This window comes from Enterobacter sp. ECC-249 (genome assembly GCF_043965265.1).
Taxonomy (GTDB): domain Bacteria; phylum Pseudomonadota; class Gammaproteobacteria; order Enterobacterales; family Enterobacteriaceae; genus Enterobacter; species Enterobacter quasiroggenkampii.
On record NZ_CP143660.1, the window covers coordinates 3,974,507 to 3,992,962 of the forward strand.

11 protein-coding genes are annotated in these 18,456 nt (G+C 57.3%); all 11 read right to left on the bottom strand.

The annotated features are described in order from the left end of the window. Window positions 1-55: 55 nt before the first annotated feature. The 11 genes from V1587_RS18875 to V1587_RS18925 all read right to left on the bottom strand — a co-directional run bounded on the left by V1587_RS18875 (window position 56) and on the right by V1587_RS18925 (window position 18,325). Window positions 56-1,600: a peptide MFS transporter gene (locus tag V1587_RS18875; RefSeq protein ID WP_371897436.1), complete on the bottom strand. Its 1,545-nt coding sequence runs from the start codon at window positions 1,598-1,600 to the stop codon at window positions 56-58. A 301-nt stretch (window positions 1,601-1,901) separates the two neighbouring features. Continuing rightward, entirely contained in the window at window positions 1,902-3,377 is a 1,476-nt protein-coding gene (der, locus tag V1587_RS18880; RefSeq protein ID WP_045399786.1) for a ribosome biogenesis GTPase Der, read from the bottom strand. A 112-nt stretch (window positions 3,378-3,489) separates the two neighbouring features. Then, entirely contained in the window at window positions 3,490-4,668 is a 1,179-nt protein-coding gene (gene bamB / locus V1587_RS18885; protein WP_090392989.1) for an outer membrane protein assembly factor BamB, read from the bottom strand. A 10-nt stretch (window positions 4,669-4,678) separates the two neighbouring features. Continuing rightward, window positions 4,679-5,299 (bottom strand): YfgM family protein, encoded by a 621-nt coding sequence (locus V1587_RS18890; RefSeq protein ID WP_371897437.1) that lies wholly within the window; start codon window positions 5,297-5,299, stop codon window positions 4,679-4,681. 13 nt (window positions 5,300-5,312) lie between these two features. Continuing rightward, window positions 5,313-6,587, bottom strand: a complete 1,275-nt coding sequence (gene hisS / locus V1587_RS18895) for a histidine--tRNA ligase (RefSeq protein WP_023333028.1) — start codon at window positions 6,585-6,587, stop codon at window positions 5,313-5,315. Window positions 6,588-6,667: 80 nt separating this feature from the next. Then, entirely contained in the window at window positions 6,668-7,786 is a 1,119-nt protein-coding gene (ispG, locus tag V1587_RS18900; protein ID WP_395314452.1) for a flavodoxin-dependent (E)-4-hydroxy-3-methylbut-2-enyl-diphosphate synthase, read from the bottom strand. Window positions 7,787-7,812: 26 nt separating this feature from the next. Beyond that, window positions 7,813-8,829 (bottom strand): cytoskeleton protein RodZ, encoded by a 1,017-nt coding sequence (gene rodZ / locus V1587_RS18905; RefSeq protein ID WP_371897438.1) that lies wholly within the window; start codon window positions 8,827-8,829, stop codon window positions 7,813-7,815. 293 nt (window positions 8,830-9,122) lie between these two features. Beyond that, entirely contained in the window at window positions 9,123-10,289 is a 1,167-nt protein-coding gene (locus V1587_RS18910; RefSeq protein WP_014171168.1) for a bifunctional tRNA (adenosine(37)-C2)-methyltransferase TrmG/ribosomal RNA large subunit methyltransferase RlmN, read from the bottom strand. 169 nt (window positions 10,290-10,458) lie between these two features. Then, on the bottom strand, window positions 10,459-10,890 hold the full coding sequence (gene ndk / locus V1587_RS18915) for a nucleoside-diphosphate kinase (protein WP_003860625.1): 432 nt from the start codon (window positions 10,888-10,890) through the stop codon (window positions 10,459-10,461). A gap of 156 nt (window positions 10,891-11,046) precedes the next feature. Then, entirely contained in the window at window positions 11,047-13,371 is a 2,325-nt protein-coding gene (gene pbpC / locus V1587_RS18920) for a peptidoglycan glycosyltransferase PbpC (protein WP_395314453.1), read from the bottom strand. 1 nt (window position 13,372) lies between these two features. Further along, the gene (locus tag V1587_RS18925) at window positions 13,373-18,325 is read right to left on the bottom strand and encodes an alpha-2-macroglobulin (RefSeq protein ID WP_371897440.1); all 4,953 of its coding nucleotides are present in this window, start codon (window positions 18,323-18,325) and stop codon (window positions 13,373-13,375) included. Window positions 18,326-18,456 lie beyond the last annotated feature (131 nt).

Below are 18,456 nucleotides of genomic sequence, written 5' to 3' on the forward strand. Positions count from 1 at the left end.
CTTACCTCGTTGAGTAAATTGCCGGGGCATAACGCCGCCCCGGCAAGCTCGAGGTTTATGAGGCGTTAGGTGCCGGTTTAGTCTGCGCATTTTCCAGCATGCGGCGCACCGGAACAATGAGAACGATCAGTACCGCGGCACAAATCAGCAGCGCGACGGAGCAGCGCGCAAAGAGATCCGGCAGCATATCCAGCTGGTCGGCCTTCACGTGGCCGCCAATCAGGCCCGCCGCCAGGTTACCCAGCGCGCTCGCACAGAACCACAGCCCCATCATCTGACCGCGCATTCTCTCCGGCGCCAGCAGCGTCATGGTCGCCAGGCCAATCGGACTCAGGCACAGTTCGCCGAGCGTCAGCATCAGGATGCTGCCCACCAGCCAGAACGGCGACACGCCCGCTCCACCGCTGCTCAGCACGTTCTGTGCCGCCAGCATCATCAGGCCAAAGCCCGCTGCGGCACAGAGAATACCGATAACAAACTTGGTGATGCTGCTCGGGCGAATGTTCATGCCTGCGAGCTTCGGCCACGCCCAGCTGAACACCGGTGCCAGCAGGATGATGAACAGGGCGTTGATTGACTGGAACCACACCGCCGGGATTTCGAAATCGCCGATCATGCGGTTAGTGTAGTCGTTGGCGAACAGGTTGAACGAGGTTGGCTTCTGTTCAAACGCGGACCAGAAGAAGGCCGCGGAGATCAGGAGAATAAAGCAGACCAGCAGTCTGGCGCGCTCTTTACGGTTCAGGCCCGCAAAGACAAATAGATAAATAAAGTAGAGGGCAACGGACGCCGCAATCACGTAGACCAGCACGCTGGCTACCGCGACCGGGTTAATTACAATCACGCCCTGCGCAATCAGCGTCACGATCGTTGCCACGCCAGCCGCCAGCGCCAGCAGCCAAACGCCCACGCCGTTACGCTTCACCACCGGGCTGTTCCAGGTGGAGTCGAGGCCGACTTCGCCGTCATAGCGTTTCATTGCCGGAACGGCAAACACGCGGAAGATAATCAGCGCCACCAGCATCCCGATACCACCAATGCCAAAGCCCCAGTGCCAGCCGTGGGTTTTGATCAGCCAGCCGGAAATCAGCGGCGCGATGAACGAGCCCATGTTGATGCCCATATAGAACAGCGAGAAACCGCCGTCGCGACGCGCGTCGCCTTTTTTATACAGGGTGCCGACCATCACCGAGATACAGGTCTTGAACAGCCCGGAGCCAAGCACGATGAACATCAGGCCGATAAAGAACAGGTTATTCCCCATCACCGCCGAGAGCGCAATCGACAGGTGACCGAGCGCAATCAGGATCGAACCGTACCAGACGGCTCTCTGCTGACCGAGCCAGTTATCCGCCAGCCAGCCGCCCGGCAGCGCGGCCAGGTACATGGTACCGGCGAAGATGCCGACAATCGCCGAGGCGTTTTCACGCGCCAGCCCCATCCCACCGTCATAGACGGTGGCGGCCATAAACAGGATCAGTAACGGACGAATGCCGTAAAACGAGAAACGCTCCCACATCTCGGTGAAGAACAGGGAACCGAGCGGATACGGGTGGCCGAAGAACGTTCGGCTCTCTTTTTGATTAACAGTGGATTGCATAATTCTCCCGAAAGGTATGTCGTCGTGCTTGTAAACACCAGCAGGTACGCCGGCCAGTTACGTATCTGGCCGATTTTTTACATGCGGCGAAAAGTTAGTTAACCATTTGATAACCAGGTGCTAGTTTTGTCTAGTACCGGACCCTGGACTTTAAGATGAAAATTCGACGATTGTCTACTTTCTTAGATTTAAACATGGTTAAAAGTGAATAGTGATTGACTTCACACAGAGAAAACCGGTGGTATGGTTAGGCAAAAAAAAAGCCCGCGATAATCGCGGGCTTTCGTGAGAGCAGCAAAGCTTATTTGCTTTTCTTAATGTGCTTAATCAGACGCTTACGCTTACGCATCTGGTTTGGCGTCAGGGTGTTGCGCTTGTTGGCGAACGGGTTTTCCCCTTCCTTAAACTGGATACGGATAGGCGTGCCCATCACGTCCAGCGATTTACGGAAGTAGTTCATCAGGTAGCGCTTGTAGGAATCCGGCAGGTCTTTCACCTGGTTGCCGTGAATCACCACGATTGGCGGGTTATAACCACCGGCGTGGGCGTATTTCAGCTTCACGCGACGACCGCGCACCAGCGGCGGCTGATGGTCTTCCGCAGCCATGTTCATGATGCGCGTCAGCATAGCGGTGCTCTGACGACGGGTGGAGCTGTCGTAAGCTTCGCGCACGGATTCGAAAAGGTTACCCACGCCGCTGCCGTGCAGCGCAGAGATGAAGTGTACGCGAGCAAAGTCGATAAAGCCCAGACGGAAGTCGAGGGTCTCTTTCACCTGCTCACGAACCTCGTTGCTCAGGCCATCCCACTTGTTAACCACGATAACCAGTGAGCGCCCACTATTGAGGATAAACCCGAGCAGAGAGAGGTCCTGATCCGAAATCCCTTCACGCGCGTCGATGACCAGCAGCACGACGTTGGCATCTTCGATCGCCTGCAGGGTTTTGATAACGGAGAATTTTTCCACCACATCGGTAATTTTCCCGCGCTTACGCACCCCGGCGGTGTCGATGAGGACATACTCACGCTCATCGCGCTGCATAGGAATGTAGATGCTGTCGCGGGTGGTGCCCGGCATGTCGTACACGACCACGCGCTCTTCACCCAGAATACGGTTAGTAAGCGTAGACTTACCTACGTTTGGACGGCCCACGATGGCCAGCTTGATCGGCAGATCCTGCGGGTTGAAGTCGTCTTCAGGCTCTTCTTCTTCGCCCTCTTCTCCGTCTTCAAACTGCGCCCAGTATTCAGCGTCTTCGTCCACCTCTTCCGGCGGGTTCACTTCATCAACCCACGGCAGCAGAACGGTTTCCAGCAGGCTGGTCACGCCGCGACCGTGCGATGCCGCTATAGGGTAGATTTCACCCAGGCCCAGAGACCAGAAATCCGCGACGGCCTGATCGGCATCGATGCCGTCAGTTTTGTTCGCCACCAGGAAGGTTGGCTTTTCGCGTGAACGCAGGTGTTTAGCGATAGCGGAGTCTGCCGGCATCAGGCCAGCGCGTGCATCCACCATGAACAGCACCACGTCCGCTTCTTCAATCGCCAGCAGCGACTGTTCCGCCATGCGGGTTTCGACGCCGTCTTCTGTGCCGTCAATACCACCGGTATCAATACAGATGAACTCGCGTCCTTCCACCTCTGCACGACCGTACTTACGGTCACGCGTCAGCCCCGGGAAATCCGCAACCAGCGCATCACGGGTGCGTGTTAAACGGTTAAAAAGAGTGGATTTTCCAACGTTAGGGCGCCCGACAAGCGCGACCACAGGTACCATGTTTGAAGCCTCATAAAATTCAAAATAACGTCGCTTTCGCGGCGTTTTTAAAAATGTCAAAACGGCTCCTGAGTGAACAGGAGCCGTTTAGTATACTACAACCGCCGGGTAATTAACGCGTGATCGCGTACAGCGTGCCGTCTTTTGCCTGAATCAGCAGTTTGCCGTCGGCCACAACCGGATCGGTCAGGAAACCGGAGCTGTCGACTTTTTGCTGCGCAACAAAGCGGCCGTTATCCGGATCGATCCAGTGCATATATCCTTCGCTGTCGCCCACAACCAGACTACCGTTGTACAGCGCTGGCGCGGTCAGCAGACGGTGCAGCAGGTCGCTTTGCGTCCACAGCGTTACGCCGCCTTCGGTGCTCAGGGCCAGCAGACGGTCATTCTGGTCAACCATATAGATGCGGTTACCCTCAACGATGAAATCATTCACCGAGCCCAGCTCACGTTTCCACATGATCTGGCCGCTGCGCAGATCCAGCGCGGTCAGGTTGCCGTTGTAGGCCAGCGCGTAAACCACACCGTTAACGATAACCGGCGTCGTGTCTACGTCGCTCAGACGGTCAATTTCCGTTGAGCCAGTAGCCTGAGAGATACGCTGTTGCCAGATCATCTGGCCCTGCTGCATCAGTACGGCGCTCACGCGACCGTTGTCACCGCCCACAATGGCAGCGCCAAATGCGGTCGCCGGTGCAGATTCGCCACGCAGAGAGAGCGCAGGCATATCCAGGTTAACGGTCCATTTCACCAGACCGTCCGCTTCGTTCAGCGCCTGCAGCTGGCCGTTGCTGGTATGAATCAGCACCAGGCCGTCGCTCACCACCGGACGCGACAGGGATTCACCCGCCACGGTTGTTTGCCAGGCAATGGAGCCGTCGCTGCTGTTCAGGGCATAAACCTGCGCTTTTTCGCTGCCCACGTAGACGTGGCCACCGGCAACGGTCAGGCCGCCAGACAGCAGTGCCGGCTTACGGGAGAACCAGCCGTCTTTTTCCGCCAGGTTAACGGACCACACTTCTTTTCCGTCATCCGCGTTCACCGCTTTCACGGTACCTTTGCGGTCAGCGGCATAGACGACGCTGTCGGCATACGCTGGATGAAGGTTGGAATAGAAATCACCAATCCCACTGCCCACGGAGACATCCCACGCGGTGGATGGGGTAAACTGGTTTTCAACCGTCGGCAGTGGGGACATTTTCACAACGTCTTCTTCGCCACTGAACAGTGAACAACCACTCAATAACGTAACAGAAAGCAGTCCTGGCAGAAGTAATTTACGCAATTGCATCGGGTCCCTCTCAGACGGACAAATTATTTATTTTCATCTGCATCATTTCGCTCAGCGCAGGTGAAGCATTGCTCTCTACGCCAGCTTGCCACGCTTTACGCGCGCCCGCTTTGTCACCTTTGCTCAGCAGTGCTTCACCGCGCAGATCGGCAACGATGGCAGCAAAGCCTTCGCCTTTGATGGTATCGAGCGTTTTCAGCGCATCGTCAGCTTTCTTCTGCTGAACCTGAATACGTGCCAGGCGCAGATTGATCACCGCTTTCAGGTTTTCATCACTGGCGGCATCGAGGCCCTGAGACAGCTGTGCTACGGCTTTATCCAGTTCGTTCTTATCAACGTACTGCTGAGCCACTTCCAGCGCAGCCAGTGCACCGTAGGTGTTTTTGTTGTCAGCCGCAAATTTCTCTGCCGCCGTCAGCGTTTGCGGCTGATCGGCACGAATTGCGCTAACGGTATTTTCATAGGACAGGGACGCGCCGCGCGCGGAATCTGCCTGATGATTGTTCCAGTAACGCCAGCCCACCAGCGCACCGACACCTAAAATAACCCCAACAACCAGCGCTTTGCCGTTTTCAACAAAGAAGCGTTTAATCGCGTCGACCTGATCGTGTTCGTTCTCGTAAATTTCCACGCAGTCCTTCTCCTTAGCCCAATAGAGTGCGCAAGTGCGCCGCAACGCCGTCCTGCGTTACCGTTGTCTGCTCACCAGAGCGCAGGTCCTTCACCACCACTTCGCCGTTAGCCACTTCGGACTCGCCCAGCACCAGTGCAATACTTGCGCCCCACTTATCGGCACGAGCAAACTGTTTTTTGAAGTTGCCGCCGCCATGGTTGGTCATCAGCTTAACGCCCGGCAGCGCATCGCGCACGCGTTCGGCAAGCTGCATCGCCGCAGACTGCGTTTCCGCGCCTGAGGCCACCAGGTATATATCGACAACGGATTCTGCTTTAAATTCCGGATTAACTGCCTGAACCAGCAAAACAAGTCGCTCGAGGCCCATAGCAAAACCAACAGCAGGCGCTGCGCGACCGCCAAGTTGCTCAACCAGACCGTCATAACGGCCGCCCGCGCATACGGTGCCCTGAGAGCCGAGGCTGCTGGTCACCCACTCAAACACGGTACGGTTGTAGTAGTCCAGACCGCGCACCAGGCGCTGATTCACGGTATAGGCGATGCCTGCCGCTTCAAGCAGCTTGCACAGGCCCGCGAAGTGTTCGCGAGATTCTTCATCCAGATAATCACCCAGCGCAGGCGCATCGTTCAGCAGTGCCTGAACATCTGCGTTTTTGGAATCCAGAACGCGCAGCGGGTTGCTATACATGCGACGTTTGCAGTCTTCGTCCAGCTTCTCTTTATGCTGTTCCAGGAACGCTACCAGCGCATCGCGGTAGTTAGCGCGTGCTTCCAGAGAACCGATAGAGTTCAGCTCAAGGGAAACGTGATCGGCGATACCGAGCGCACGCCACCAGCGGGCAGTCAGCATAATCAGTTCGGCGTCGATGTCCGGGCCCTGCAGGCCAAAGACTTCCACACCCAGCTGATTGAACTGGCGATAACGACCTTTCTGAGGACGTTCGTGGCGGAACATCGGGCCGATATACCACAGGCGCTGCTCCTGATTGTACAGAAGACCATGTTCGATGCCGGCGCGTACGCAGCCCGCCGTACCTTCCGGACGCAGGGTCAGGCTGTCGCCGTTGCGGTCCTCAAAGGTGTACATCTCTTTTTCAACCACGTCGGTGACTTCACCAATCGCGCGTTTGAATAACGGGGTCTGCTCTACAATCGGCAAACGGATTTCGCTGTAACCGTAGCTGCCGAGCACCTGCTTCAGCGTGCCTTCAATGCGCTGCCAGATGGCGGTTTCGCCAGGCAGATAATCGTTCATGCCGCGGATGGCTTGAATGTTTTTTGCCACGTTTATTCTCTTTCTATATACAAAAAAAACCCAAAGAATGGGTTCAATCATACATGGGAAGCGGCACGCTTCCCATCACGTTATTTTTCAACCTGCTGAACGCTGATACGCTGTGTTTCGTCCATCATGGCGGCTTTGGCGCGGATGCGGGCTTCAAGCTGGTCGATCATGTCGCTATTATCCAGACGATCTTTACGAACGCCATCTTCATAGAGACCACTTTTCTTGTTACCGCCGGTAACGCCAAGCGTTGACACCAGTGCTTCACCCGGACCGTTAACCACGCAGCCGATAATGGAGACGTCCATCGGGGTGATAATGTCTTCCAGACGTTGCTCCAGGGCATTCACCGTCCCGATCACATCAAACTCCTGACGTGAGCAGGTTGGGCAGGCAATGAAGTTGATCCCACGCGCGCGAATGCGCAGCGACTTCAGGATATCGAAACCGACCTTGATCTCTTCGACCGGATCGGCCGCCAGCGAGACGCGCAGGGTGTCACCGATCCCTTCAGAGAGCAGCAGCCCCAGACCGATCGCGGATTTTACCGAGCCGCTGCGCAGGCCACCCGCTTCGGTGATCCCGAGGTGCAGAGGCTGGTCGATCTGCATTGCCAGCAGGCGGTAAGATTCTACGGCAAGGAACACGTCGGACGCTTTTACGCTGACTTTGAACTGATCGAAGTTAAGGCGATCGAGATGATCGACGTGACGCATCGCGGACTCGAGCAGCGCCTGCGGCGTAGGCTCACCGTATTTTTCCTGCAGATCTTTTTCCAGCGAACCGGCGTTAACACCGATACGAATAGGAATATTTTTATCGCGGGCGCAGTCCACGACCGTGCGGATACGCTCTTCGTTACCGATGTTGCCCGGGTTAATACGCAGGCAATCGACGCCGTATTCGGCCACTTTCAGTGCGATGCGGTAGTCGAAGTGGATATCAGCCACCAGCGGAACGCTGACCTGCTGTTTGATCAGTTTGAACGCCTCAGCGGCATCCATGGTCGGGACGGAGACGCGAACAATATCCGCGCCGACACGTTCTAATGCTTTGATTTGATTGACCGTCGCTTCCACATCGGTGGTGCGCGTGTTGGTCATCGACTGAACGGCGATAGGTGCCCCATCGCCGATTGGCACATTCCCAACGTAAATCCGTTTCGATTTTCTACGTTGAATCGGAGCCTGGTTATGCATGAAAAATCTCCCGCGTTGCCCGTCTGTTACTGTGCTGCTGATTGTTCGGCATTAACGGTAAGACGTGCAACCTGGTTAGTTCTGATAAAGCGGCTCAGGTCGACAGGTTTTCCTTGATACTGGATCTGTACCGCTGCCGGAGCGCCGATTTTAAGTTTATAGGGAGCCTGGCCGGTTAGGTTTAACGTGCCATCTTTACGCTGCAGGCCGCTGAACAGTTTTTTACCTGTCGCGTCAGTGACTTCCAGCCAGCAGTCGGCGCTAAAGTTCATTACCAGCGCATTAGGGTCGGCTGCTGTTGTTGCCGTACCCGCCGGGCTGGTTGGCAGAGACGCTGTGGTATTGTCCGCAGGCTGAGTGGCTGCAGGCGCATTCGCCGCCGTATCAACATTTGCCTGAGAAGGGGCAACCACCGCGTTTTGATCCTGAGCCTGCGGCGCAGCGGTGTTAGCCGTTGCTGCCGGGGCCTGTGCTGCACCAGTCGCCGATGCGTCTGGCGTTGCGGTCTGTGGCTCGCTGGAGGACGCAGCACCGTCGGTATTCAGCGGCACGCTCTGGGCGTTATCATTTCCGGCCTGGTTGAGTTCGGCGGAGGATTGATCTGCCATGGTAGTGATCTCTTCCTGCTGCGCCTTGTGGTTTTGCCACCACCATGCACCGGTCAGACCGACCACTACAAACAGCACCAGCCATGTAAAGCTCATCAGCCAGCCATCACGTTTTTTACGACGTTTCCCCAGGGAGAAGGTCTGCATCGGCGCAACTTTTGCTGCACGGACCGGCGCCTGCTTCTCCATCATTGGCAGTAATTCGTTTTCGGGGATGTGCACCAGTTTTGCGTAAGAGCGGATATAACCGCGCAAGAACGTTGAAGCCAGATCGGCAGGCGCCTTATCTTCTTCAATATCGCGAACCGTGGAAACCTTCAGGCACAAGCGTTCCGCAACGGCTTGCTGGCTGAGTCCGAGTTGTTCACGGGCGTTGCGAAGACGAACGCCAGTGGAGAGTGCTTCATGTTGGTCGTGAGTGGCTTCAGTATTCATTCGCTACAACTACTGGTACGTGAAAAATAAGGGTTCAGGCGCCGGTGAGTCACAATGCCACCCGCACCGCGAAACTTCTGGTCAGTTAACCTTGAACAGAGAGTATAAGACTGTCAGCCCGGAGATGACAGTACAGCCCTGCCCGTACGGCTAAACTGTTGTTACGTCGTTACATACTGCCCGAAAGTCGGATGAAACGCACCGTAATTATTGATCAGTCTTCACGAATCTGACTGATTATTCAGTAAGACTATGCATCACGGCGCAGATAATGCGCCGTGAGTGCATAATAATCAAACAGCTTTAACCGCGATCGTCTCGCCCTGCATGCGTTTACGCAGCGTACGCTTGGTACGGTCAATAACATCACCAGCCAGCTGTCCACATGCGGCATCAATATCATCACCACGCGTTTTACGCACGATGGTGGTGAAACCGTACTCCATCAGCACCTTGGAGAAACGGTCGATACGGCTGTTCGAGCTACGGCCATACGGCGCGCCCGGGAACGGGTTCCATGGGATCAGGTTGATTTTGCATGGCGTATCTTTCAGCAATTCAGCCAGCTGATGCGCATGTTCGGTGCCGTCGTTAACGTGGTCCAGCATTACGTATTCGATGGTGACGCGACCCTGGTTGGCGTTGGATTTCTCCAGATAGCGACGCACCGCAGCGAGGAAGGTTTCGATATTGTACTTTTTGTTGATCGGCACAATTTCGTCACGAATTTCGTCGTTTGGTGCATGCAGGGAGATTGCCAGCGCGACGTCAATCATGTCGCCAAGCTTGTCCAGCGCAGGCACAACGCCAGAAGTAGACAGCGTGACGCGACGCTTGGACAGACCAAAGCCAAAATCATCCAGCATGATTTCCATCGCCGGAACGACGTTGGTCAGGTTCAGCAGCGGCTCACCCATCCCCATCATCACGACGTTGGTGATAGGGCGCGTACCGGTTACTTTTGCCGCACCCACGATTTTCGCGGCACGCCAGACCTGGCCGATAATTTCTGACACTCGCAGGTTACGGTTAAAGCCTTGCTGCGCGGTTGAGCAGAATTTGCACTCCAGCGCACAGCCAACCTGGGAGGAGACGCACAGCGTGGCGCGGTCTTCTTCCGGAATGTAGACGGTCTCAACGCGCTGATCGCCGACCGCAATCGCCCATTTGATGGTGCCATCCGCGGAGCGCTGCTCTTCCACCACTTCCGGCGCGCGGATTTCAGCCACTTCTTTGAGCTTGTTGCGCAGGACCTTGTTGATGTCAGTCATGTCATCAAAATTGTCGCTGCAGTAATGGTACATCCACTTCATGACCTGATCGGCACGAAACGGCTTTTCGCCCATCTCTTTAAAGAACTCGCGCATCTGCTGACGGTTCAGATCCAGCAGGTTGATTTTTCCATTTTTATTGGGAACCGCAGGAATGGCGACTTCGGAGGTATTCACTAATTCAGACATAATATTTACCGGCCTCGTTGTTACACGTTATGGCCCATGGAGGGTTGAATAGAAACGCCCCGGAAAGCGGTCTGCTCGTCCGGGGCGTTGCATTGTACAAAGTCTGGCGCAGGGATGCCACGTCTTGACGCGGCATTTACGAAAATAATGTGTAAACGAAACCGTTAAATTAACGGGTACGTGGACACACTTCGCCTTCTGCGAAGAAGAAAGCGATTTCGCGTGCAGCAGATTCAACAGAGTCAGAACCGTGGGTGCCGTTCTCGGTGAAGCTGTCTGCATAATCAGCGCGCAGAGTACCTGCCAGCGCGTTGTCCGGGTTGGTTGCGCCCAGCAGGTCGCGGTGACGCTGAACTGCGTTTTCGCCTTCCAGCACGGACACCACGATTGGACCGGAGGTCATGAACTCAACCAGGCCGTCAAAGAATGGGCGACCTTCGTGCTCAGCGTAGAAGCCACGAGCCTGCTCAACGGTCAGGTGCAGCATTTTGGTGCCAACAATTTTGAACCCTGCAGATTCAAAGCGAGCGAAGATGCTGCCAATAACGTTTTTTGCCACCGCGTTTGGTTTGATGATGGAAAAAGTACGTTCAATAGCCATGATAACCTCTGTCAATGTTCTGTTGTTTTGCATACCTGAGTATGGTGTGGCGCGGATTATAATGAGCAATGACGCCATTGCCTATGGATTCAGGTAACATTTTTTTAAAATAAGACGAGTTTTAGCAACAGCTCACATCTGAAAGCTGTTTTCAGTTCACTGCAGCGTAAAATTCACCGTCGCGACCTGCCCGGTCTCATCCATAACGATTAACTGATAATCGCCCGGTTTATCAAGCTGTAATGTGTAAACGCTTCCCTTCACACCCAGCGGTTCACCGTTCAAAAACCACCAGCGCTCACCGCTGTTGCCGGTCGCCTGAAGCGGCAGCGAAACGCGGGATTCCCCCGGTAGACGTTTGATAACGGCCCCTTCGCGCACGCCGGTCAGAATGAGTGGCGCAGGTGCGTCCTGCGAGAGTGGAGGACAGGTTGTGGATGAAGGGGGAACCCGTACCGCACGACGCTCGGTTGCGGGCAGCCACGGCTCCAGCGGCAGCGGCCATACATCCAGGACTTTTTCAGTAGCATCCGGGCAATCTGCGGCCACGCGTTTGCCCGTTTTATCCAGCCAGACCGGGAAACGAATGCCGCGAATACCTTCCTGTTCGGGCAGGAGCAGCGTGGGCGGTTCACTGCCTTCGAGCAGCCAGGTCGACAGGCGGCGTCGACAGTTTTCACTGCCTTCCGGCAGCGACTGTCCGCCCGGCCAGCAGATCACGCCCCGCCCGACGCTTGCCGGACGCGGATCGCGCGGCAGGCGGGCTTCGTCTACCGTTGAGCGCGACTGAAGCAGGTTATTAACCTGATTTAATAGCGGAACCGCGCTGGCAAACCCAAACTGTCCCGCCACGGGCGTGCCGTCCGGTCGTCCGGTCCAGATGCCTATCACATAACGGGCATTCAGACCGATGGCCCAGGCATCACGGTAGCCATAGCTGGTGCCGGTTTTCCACGCCAGCGGCGCAACCTGCTGTAGCGCATTATCCGGCAGCGGCTGCGCTTCATTGGCCAGAATACGGCGAATAATCCACGCCGAGCCTGGTGATAACAGCGGACGTTCAGTCAGCGGATCGCCCGGCTGCAGGCGCAGCCTTCCCGCCTTACCGTGTCGGGCAAAAGCACTGTAGGCCGCAGCAATATCTGCCAGCCGCGCGCCTGCCCCACCGAGGATCAGAGACAGATTCGGCTGCGCCCCCGCAGGCAGGATCAGCGGCAAGCCTGCGTTGCTCAGCATCCCGGCAAATCGTTTTGGTCCGTAGGCTTCCAGCACCTGAACGGCAGGCAGGTTGAGGGAGCGTACCAGCGCTTCACTCATGCTGACCGGTCCATGAAACCCGCTGTCAAAATTCCCGGGCCGATAATCACCGGTTTTTCTGGGAACGTCCTGAAGCAGCGAGGCGGGATGGATCAGGCCATCGTCCAGCGCCGTGCCGTAAATAAAGGGTTTTAACACCGATCCCGGGGATCGGATCGCATTGACCATATCCACATGGCTAAAACGCGTGTCATCGTTGATATCCACCGATCCCACCCAGCCGCGCACTTTCATATCGGTATGATCGACCACGATCATCGCCAGCGAGCTGCGTGGCGGCAGGCGGGATTTCCAGTTCATCGCCAGCTCTTCCAGCTGCCGCTGCAGTCCGGCATCCAGCGTGGTGATAATTTTCGTGTCGCGACTTTTGCCGAGCATCATGCGCGCAAAGAGCGGCGCCAGCTGCGGCATCTGCCGGGGCGCCAGCCATACCGATTCTTCACGGGACTCTTTGACCTGCTTTGCGGACCAGACCCCCTGCGTCGCCATGCGGTCGAGTACTTTATTGCGCGCCGCTTCAGCCCGTTCAGGCCAGCGATCCGGGCGTAAACGACTCGGTGCCTGCGGCAGCACCGCCAGCAGAGCCGCGTCGGAATAGCTGAGCTGCGACGGCGGCTTGCCCAGATACGTCCAGCTTGCCGCGCCGACGCCCTGCAGCGTACCGCCAAACGGCGCGCGGTTGAGATAGAGCGTGAGGATTTCGCGTTTGGAAAGATGCCACTCCAGCTGCATGGCACGCCAGAGCTGGCGAATTTTGCCGCCAAAGGTGCGGGGATGCGGGTCCAGCAGCCGCGCGACCTGCATGGTGAGCGTGCTTCCGCCAGAGATGACTTTCCCGGAACTGAGATCCTGCCAGGCGGCGCGCAGGACAGAAAGCGGATTTACGCCGGGGTGATCCCAGAACCAGCGATCTTCGTACTGGATCAGCGCCTCAAGATAACGGGGAGAGACCTCTTCGATCGTCACCGGATAGCGCCAGATCCCGTCGCTATCGGCAAAGCGCCACAGCGGCGTGCCCTTCTCATCCACCACCACCCGGGCGGGATTGACCTCTTTCAGAGGCAGCGGCCACAGACGGTCGGCGACGACAATCAGCCCCCATAAAACGAGAAGCGCTCCCGCCAGCCATAGCCAGCGGGAGCGTGTCAAACGTGCCATTGGCATATTACGGAACAACAATCAGCGGGCCGCTGGCCGCACCCGTTGCCCGCCACTGCGGCACATACATAGACTCGACCATCGGAACCGGCACCTGGTAGGTTCCCGGCGTCACGGCGCGCGCCAGATAAACCAGCGTGACCGGCTGACCTTCATTTACCGGCACGGCCGCCACAAAGCGGTCGTCGCGGAATTCCATATGCTGAATGTCAGCCTGCTGCATCTGGCTGAGCAGGTTCTGTACCTCACTGCCGCTGTCCTGCAGGCTGGCGCTGCTGCTCGCCAGGTTCTGGTTTTCCAGCTCCAGACCCGCAGGGAGGAGATCCACCACCAGCGCATCCGGCACGTTCTGGCTGGCTTTAACTTCCAGCCACACCAGCACCAGCTCGCCGCTCTTCAGGGAAGAAAGTGATTTACTGCTGCCGTCGGTTGCCAGGATATGGCGTTCAACCTGCAGCACGTTCGAGCTCGGCTGAGGGGCATATTCCGGATAACCGGTGCTGTCCAGGCGTACCCACAGCGGTGTCGTTCCGGTATTGGTGACCTGCAGCGCGCCAAGCTGGTCGCCGCTCACGTTTTGCACCAGTGACTTATCGCCGCCTGCTGCGGTCTCAGACAGAGACGTTTTCGCCTGCCACGTTCCGGACAAGGTTTGCAGCGAACGACCGGCCAGGAACAGCGCATTGCTCTCCTGCGTTGACAGCCAGCGCTGGCTGAAGGCCTGTTCAGACAGGGCGTTCAGCAGCGTATTTTGTGCATCCGGCAGGAGCTTGTACTCTTCCAGAAGAGAGAGCATCAGCGCGTTATCGCGAAGCTGGCTGCCGTAATCGGCCATCCAGGTTTTGCTATCGTTGCGCGGCGTTTTAAGTGCCAGGTCCAGCGCCTGCTGGCTGCGCGGGGCATCGCCCATCAGTTTGAGCGCCATGCCCAGCTGCATCAGCGGCAGCCCGGAAGCCGCCTGAGCGTGGCGATCCCAGATTTCACGCAGCGCGCCCAGTGGCGCTTTTTGCTGACGTGCCAGCACCAGAGCGGCATAGGCCTGCACGGCAAATTTACTGGCCTGAGTATCGTCGCTGTAGCGAATGGACATCATGCCCGGATCCTGCAGGTAGCGCAGCAGGCGGCTATTGGCATTATTCACTGCGTCGGCAGGCACGCTGTAACCCTGCTCACCCGCTCGCACCAGGAAGTCGGTCACGTAGGCCGTCAGCCAGTACTCTTCCGGACCGTTTTTATCCCACAGCGCGAACCCACCGTCTTCACGCTGCATCTGCAACAGACGGGAGATGCCAATATCAATCGCTGCACGGCGCTTGTCATCGGTGTCGCCCTTGATGCCAAGTGCTGTAAGCTGCGCCGCGTTGGTGTAGAGCGACGGGAACAGGCCGCTGGTGGTCTGCTCCAGACAGCCATACGGATAGGCCTGCAGTTCGCGAATATAGCGCGCCAGGTTGAGCGGTGGTTTACCGCTCAGCAGCAGTTGTCCCTGCAGGGTAGCAGGAGAGAAACCGTTGCTGTGCTGCGCCGGTGCGGTCCAGGACTCACCAGGGTTCAGCATGGCACCGGTATTCACCGTCTGCGCCGGAAACGCCGGACGCACGCCGATTTTCCAGCTCTTCTGCTGCGGTGCGAAAGTTTCGCCCGGAAGCTGCAGACCCGTTACCTGTGCGGTTATTTCACCATCACCATAACCGTCCAGTGCGCGCACCGGAATAAACAGCGTATTGCGCGCCCCCGGTGGCAGCTGAACCGGCTGAGGCTGTGCGCCTTCCAGCGCCAGTTTGCCTGTCGCGTTCAGGGCGATATTCAGCGTTTGCGGCTGGTCGGTCAGGTTGGTGATATCCAGCGTCAGCCGCGAGGTATCTCCGCTTGCCAGGAAGCGCGGGGTATTCAGCTCGGTAATGACCGGCGCGGCCACGATAATCTTGCTTTCGCTGCTGCCGAAATCCTCTTCCGTCCAGGCCTGCGCCATCAGACGCAGCTCGCCGTTGAAGTCTCCAATCGGCAATGTAATTGTGCCTTCCCCGTTGGCATCCAGCGTGACCGGCTGCGCCTGCTGGGCAATGATGGTGACGTGGTTCACCGGCGGTTTGCCGCCGCGCTTCAGTTCATCCCCATCGCCACCAAAGCGCAGCGCGGCCAGACGGCCCTGCCCTTCAATGACCTGGCCGTAAATATCGTAGATATCCGCGCCGTAGCGCTTCTGACCAAAGAAAGCCTGCCACGGATCGGGCGTGACGTAATCGGTAATGTTCAGCACGCCGCTGTCCACCGCCGATACCAGGACGTTCACCTTCTGCGGCACGGCCCCCTCTTTCACGCTGGCCTTCACCTTCACCGAGAGCGTCTGGTTTGGACGCATTTTCTGCGGGTTATCGAGCGCAATGTTCAGGCGGCGATTTTCGTCACCCATCGGCAGATGCAGCAGGCCGACCGCGCGTTTCGGCGTGGCGGATTTGGATTTATCTCCGGGACGTACTACCAGCGTACTCAGGTAGAGGTCGTGACGTTTCCAGGCTTTGTCGACCGGGATAGCGAGATCCAGCCCGTTTGCCGGTACGTCGATCTCTTTCCACCACAGCGGCCCTTCGCTGGACTCGATCATCGCATAGCCCTTGCCTGCGGCTGGCGCGGCAATGTGCAGGTTGATGGTGTCGCCTGGCTGATAGGCTGGCTTATCCAGTTTCAGCGTCACGCGGTCAGGGCGCGCGGCTCCTGTGCCGTCGCTGTTATCCTGCCAGCTGTACCCCGCCCAGAAGCGCACGCTGCTGACCATCTCATCAGGCGCTTTCACTTCCAGACGATAAGAGCCCCACTCCACCGGGAAGGTGACTTTACCCGTCTCGTCGGCCTTGAGCGTCAGCTCCTGCTCACCTTCGACCAGATCTTTCTGATCGAACTGAGACAGCCAGCCTTCGCTCTCAGACCAGTTCCAGAAGTAGTCGCGGCGCTCGCGGATCAGGCGAACCTGCAAACCGGAAACCGCTTTTTTCGCGCCGCTGGCATCGGCATACACGATGTCGAAGCTGGCGTTGCCGTTCTCATCAACAATCGGCTGGTTGACGGTCGTATCGGTGCGGTAGTCGTAAACGGCTTTACTGGCGAACTGAGGGCGAATACCCGGCAATTCCGCTGCGGGCCAGATGGCCTGCTCAGCACGACGCGTCACCGGACGACCGCCCGACTCCAGCAGGCTGGCCTGCAGGATCAGCTGCAGCGGAGAGTGCACCTCTTTCCACTGGCTTTCGGTAGAAACCTGCCCACGCCCCTGCTCATCCAGCGTAAGCTGCACTTCATCCAGGCTGCGGCTCAGGTTCTCCTCGGCGATATCGCCAAACTGGAAGCCCGGCAGCGCGGCCACCGCGTCACGCAGCGGACGCAGGAAGAGCTGGCCCTGCAGAGAATTACCGTTGGCCGGTGCGCCATACAGGTAATAGCCCACCACGTTAAAGTCGACGTTATCCTGCGGTGAAACTGGGGCTTTTTGCCCGGTCAGGTTGAGGGCCATACGCTCTGGCATGAAGTCTTCAACGTGGAAGTCCCACAGGCGCTGCAGGTTATCGCCCGTGTTGGCGCGGATATGCCACATGCCGGTCTGCGCCCCGCTGTCCAGCGGATAGTTAAAGCGATAGAGTCCGTTCTCTGGCTTGACGACGATCGTACGCGCGACCTGTCCATCCGGACGCAGCACGTCAAGCTTCACGGGCTGATCCGGAAGTGGCTTACCGTCACTGTCGCGCAGCAGACCGTTGAGAATCACCGTTTCACCCGGTCGGTAGAGATCGCGTGGGCCAAACATAAAGAATTGCTTGCTGTAGCCAGGGCTACCGGCAATATCGAACTCTGCCAGATCCAGCGCAGGAAGCTTAAGGTCAAGCAGCGTGGTCTGGCCGTCTTTACTGGCCAGGATCAGCGCGGCCTCTTTATCGGTCTCAAGCTTTGCGTGGCCATCGCCGTCGCTTTTCGCTTCGGCAAGCGTCTGCCCTTTATCGTTCAACAGGGTGACGGTGACGCCGGACTGCGCCGCACCGTTTTCCAGACTCTGGGTGAAAATATCCAGGCGTTTATGGTAACGGTGAGCGGACAGACCAATATCGCTCAAGGTAAAGAGCGTTGCGGCGTTGCTGTAGTTGTAGTGCCCGGCCTGGTTCATGACCGCGATATAAACGCCAGACTGCTGGAGCGGTTTAATATCCTTCAGGGGCAACAGCAATTTTTCGCGCGTATTGCGCGCCGGATTAAGATCGAATCGACCGGTGTAAACCAGTTCCGCCATCTTCAGCAGGTTATCGGATTCCCAGTTGGTCAGCGAGTTACGGTACTCCCACTGGCTGACAAGGGAGGCCAGCGATTCCGGCTTCACGCGGTAGAAGTTGACGTCAACATTGTTGACGTTGAGCGCCATCACCGGCAGACCTTCAACCACTTTGCCCGGCAGCAGCGAGCCGCGGCTGGCAAAACCAACGGAGGGTTCAACGTCCCGGGTGGTAAGAGCTTTTTCATAATCAATGCCGAACGTCGCCTTGTTCAGCGCCTGAAGGCCCCGTTCAACGGTGACGACCAGGTTACGGTTAGGCTCAAGATGGCGCAGGCGAAGCTCTTTCAGGTTAGGCGCAAGTTCCCACGCCCCGTCAACCTTGCCGCTTTTCTTATCCACGACGTGAATCGTTTTCGCGAAGTCCTGTTCGGGATTCAGCGGAACAGAAAAGGTCAGCACCAGCGTGGCGGCACCGTCGAGCTGAACTTCAGAGGCATCCAGCAGGGTCAGCGCTTTTCCCTGGCTCCGGGCGGCAAGCTTAGCCAGCGTTTCAGCATTTGGCTTTTCTGCAGCTTTCGGTGTGGATGCGGTAGATTCCGCGGGAGCCGCAGCCTGAGATTTATCGTCACTGTTATCACAGCCGACAAGCGTAAACGTGGTGAGCAGCGCAAGAGAGAGCGCGGCTAAGCGAAACGGTTTCATCCTTTGTCCCTGGCCCATGGGGCCTGTTGGTCGTCGTCCGGATAAGTATTATCCGCAAGTTTCATTAATTCAAAAAGTCCAATTTTAGAGTCTGGAAAGCGCCTCGCAGAATCGCATCACGCCGCTACGTC

Coding starts and splice junctions, on each gene's coding strand:
- der (WP_045399786.1), bottom strand. CDS start 3,377: ATGGTACCTGTGGTCGCGCTTGTCGGGCGCCCTAACGTTGGAAAATCC.
- ispG (WP_395314452.1), bottom strand. CDS start 7,786: ATGCATAACCAGGCTCCGATTCAACGTAGAAAATCGAAACGGATTTAC.
- V1587_RS18910 (WP_014171168.1), bottom strand. CDS start 10,289: ATGTCTGAATTAGTGAATACCTCCGAAGTCGCCATTCCTGCGGTTCCC.
- V1587_RS18925 (WP_371897440.1), bottom strand. CDS start 18,325: ATGAAACCGTTTCGCTTAGCCGCGCTCTCTCTTGCGCTGCTCACCACG.
- V1587_RS18875 (WP_371897436.1), bottom strand. CDS start 1,600: ATGCAATCCACTGTTAATCAAAAAGAGAGCCGAACGTTCTTCGGCCAC.
- bamB (WP_090392989.1), bottom strand. CDS start 4,668: ATGCAATTGCGTAAATTACTTCTGCCAGGACTGCTTTCTGTTACGTTA.
- rodZ (WP_371897438.1), bottom strand. CDS start 8,829: ATGAATACTGAAGCCACTCACGACCAACATGAAGCACTCTCCACTGGC.
- ndk (WP_003860625.1), bottom strand. CDS start 10,890: ATGGCTATTGAACGTACTTTTTCCATCATCAAACCAAACGCGGTGGCA.
- pbpC (WP_395314453.1), bottom strand. CDS start 13,371: ATGCCAATGGCACGTTTGACACGCTCCCGCTGGCTATGGCTGGCGGGA.